Raw genomic sequence first — 978 nt, forward strand, 5'->3', positions numbered from 1 at the left:
TTTGTCATATTTTGAAAAAACGTTTTATTTTACTCCAAAAACGTTTTAACTTTCTCTCTACTTTTTCTGGGTAAGGTCAATTTACCGCCGCGGCGCTAACTAGTAGCGGGATGACGGGTTACCAAATTGTAGAAGTTGCTTTAGCTATAAATTCAAGTTTTATCAATGTCTTGTGTTGTTACCCAAATAATGGTTGTGCAAGCGCTTAATTTTTTGATCAAAAAGGAACAAGTTTAGTAAAAAATAATGATATTATTAGTGGAACATAAAACAGTCCCACTGCAGTACTGATTAGAAGCAACAGAGTAGCTTTATCTGGTTGATAATTCAAAATATTAGCAAGTATTATACTGGACCCAGAAATTGGAATAATAGCCAGCAACATCAGTGCTTTATATATGCTCTCATCGTATATACCTATAACATGCTTGTCTAAAAGGACAATTCCTAAAACAAACAGTGGCCAGAATACGTACTTTGCTGTAATAGTGATCAAAGCAAGCTTCCAATCTATTTTAAAGCTTGCAATATTCGCAATGCTCACTCCAAGTAGCACCATTCCTAATGTGACAAATGTACTTCTAATGTTCATCATAACATCTGTTAAAAAAGTAGGTATTTGTATATCGTATATACTTAAAAAGAAGCCCAGAACCATCGCATAAAGCGAAGGAAGTTTGAACAACTTTAATATGCATTCTTTTGCGGTATAAATACCATTTGCAGCTATGTAAAATCCTAAGCTGTTTTCAAATAGCGCCATTCCTATATAACAAACAACATATACAGATACTGAATCTTCATCAAATAAAGCCATGGCAATCGGCAGGCCAAAATAACCCATACTTGTGCTGCCCGAGCTAAATGCTAATATGTTTCTTGTGTTATCCTTAAATAAAAAAGAAGAAAGATAATACACTGATAAGGACATAGTGCTACCTATAAACCATATCAAAATCGGCAGAGAAATTACTTTTA

1 protein-coding gene is annotated in these 978 nt (G+C 33.8%); it reads right to left on the minus strand.

Translation table 11 applies throughout. The features are described from left to right. Nucleotides 1-217 precede the first annotated feature (217 nt). Nucleotides 218-978, minus strand: a 761-nt coding sequence (locus tag ACIPNH_RS00200; RefSeq protein WP_400770785.1) for an AEC family transporter, incomplete at its 5' end; no start/stop codon positions are given.

The sequence above is a fragment of the Wolbachia endosymbiont of Drosophila barbarae genome (assembly GCF_044752445.1).
Taxonomy (GTDB): domain Bacteria; phylum Pseudomonadota; class Alphaproteobacteria; order Rickettsiales; family Anaplasmataceae; genus Wolbachia; species Wolbachia pipientis.